This is a genomic window from Psychrobacter sp. NPDC078929 (genome assembly GCF_050267985.1).
In the GTDB taxonomy this organism is placed as follows: Bacteria; Pseudomonadota; Gammaproteobacteria; order Pseudomonadales; family Moraxellaceae; genus Psychrobacter.
The window spans coordinates 1-2,051 of the sequence record NZ_JBNNFX010000044.1; the positions used below are offsets into that span (position 1 = coordinate 1).

A 2,051-nucleotide genomic window follows, 5' to 3' on the forward strand; every position below is an offset into this window, starting at 1 on the left:
CACTGGACGACAGTGTCAGACATTATTTAAAAGCATAACTAAAGAACAACTTGTGTGGATTTTTGCTGATTCAGAATGCTAAAAAATAAAGTTGACTATCTTTTCTTTTCGGGAAGATTATTAACTATAAAAATTATCATTTAAGACAGCAGAAAAACTCAAAGTTAATTCATTACGAACATAATTTTTAGCGATTTTGCCAGATTAGATGAGCCAAGTTTAGAAGCTTCTTTAAAGAGCTTCATAGCAAGATTAAACTGAAGAGTTTGATCATGGCTCAGATTGAACGCTGGCGGCAGGCTTAACACATGCAAGTCGAGCGGAAACGATGGTAGCTTGCTACCAGGCGTCGAGCGGCGGACGGGTGAGTAATACTTAGGAATCTACCTAGTAGTGGGGGATAGCACGGGGAAACTCGTATTAATACCGCATACGACCTACGGGAGAAAGGGGGCAGTTTACTGCTCTCGCTATTAGATGAGCCTAAGTCGGATTAGCTAGATGGTGGGGTAAAGGCCTACCATGGCGACGATCTGTAGCTGGTCTGAGAGGATGATCAGCCACACCGGGACTGAGACACGGCCCGGACTCCTACGGGAGGCAGCAGTGGGGAATATTGGACAATGGGGGAAACCCTGATCCAGCCATGCCGCGTGTGTGAAGAAGGCCTTTTGGTTGTAAAGCACTTTAAGCAGTGAAGAAGACTCTTCGGTTAATACCCGGAGACGATGACATTAGCTGCAGAATAAGCACCGGCTAACTCTGTGCCAGCAGCCGCGGTAATACAGAGGGTGCAAGCGTTAATCGGAATTACTGGGCGTAAAGCGAGCGTAGGTGGCTTGATAAGTCAGATGTGAAATCCCCGGGCTTAACCTGGGAACTGCATCTGAAACTGTTAGGCTAGAGTAGGTGAGAGGGAAGTAGAATTTCAGGTGTAGCGGTGAAATGCGTAGAGATCTGAAGGAATACCGATGGCGAAGGCAGCTTCCTGGCATCATACTGACACTGAGGCTCGAAAGCGTGGGTAGCAAACAGGATTAGATACCCTGGTAGTCCACGCCGTAAACGATGTCTACTAGTCGTTGGGTCCCTTGAGGACTTAGTGACGCAGCTAACGCAATAAGTAGACCGCCTGGGGAGTACGGCCGCAAGGTTAAAACTCAAATGAATTGACGGGGGCCCGCACAAGCGGTGGAGCATGTGGTTTAATTCGATGCAACGCGAAGAACCTTACCTGGTCTTGACATATCTAGAATCCTGCAGAGATGCGGGAGTGCCTTCGGGAATTAGAATACAGGTGCTGCATGGCTGTCGTCAGCTCGTGTCGTGAGATGTTGGGTTAAGTCCCGCAACGAGCGCAACCCTTGTCCTTAGTTACCAGCGGGTTAAGCCGGGAACTCTAAGGATACTGCCAGTGACAAACTGGAGGAAGGCGGGGACGACGTCAAGTCATCATGGCCCTTACGACCAGGGCTACACACGTGCTACAATGGTAGGTACAGAGGGCAGCTACACAGCGATGTGATGCGAATCTCAAAAAGCCTATCGTAGTCCAGATTGGAGTCTGCAACTCGACTCCATGAAGTAGGAATCGCTAGTAATCGCGGATCAGAATGCCGCGGTGAATACGTTCCCGGGCCTTGTACACACCGCCCGTCACACCATGGGAGTTGATTGCACCAGAAGTGGATAGCTTAACCTTCGGGGAGGCGTTCACCACGGTGTGGTTGATGACTGGGGTGAAGTCGTAACAAGGTAGCCGTAGGGGAACCTGCGGCTGGATCACCTCCTTATAGACGCATTCGGTCAGCAAGAATTCACAACAAGTTGTTCTTTAGTTTAAGCTTACGTTTTTAACAAACGTATTAGGGTCTGTAGCTCAGCTGGTTAGAGCACCGTGTTGATAACGCGGGGGTCGGTGGTTCAAGTCCACCTAGACCCACCATTTTACAATGGGGCCATAGCTCAGTTGGTAGAGCGCCTGCCTTGCACGCAGGAGGTCAACGGTTCGACTCCGTTTGGCTCCACCACTACTAAGACGGTTAAGTAAG

2 tRNA genes and 1 rRNA gene are annotated in these 2,051 nt (G+C 49.4%); all 3 read left to right on the plus strand.

The features are described from left to right. Positions 1–254: 254 nt before the first annotated feature. Positions 255–1,793, plus strand: a 16S ribosomal RNA gene (locus tag ACQKCG_RS13675). Positions 1,794–1,868: 75 nt separating this feature from the next. Continuing rightward, positions 1,869–1,945 (plus strand) — tRNA-Ile (locus ACQKCG_RS13680). Between the two features lie 9 nt (positions 1,946–1,954). Further along, a tRNA-Ala gene (locus ACQKCG_RS13685) sits at positions 1,955–2,030 on the plus strand. Positions 2,031–2,051: the final 21 nt, after the last annotated feature.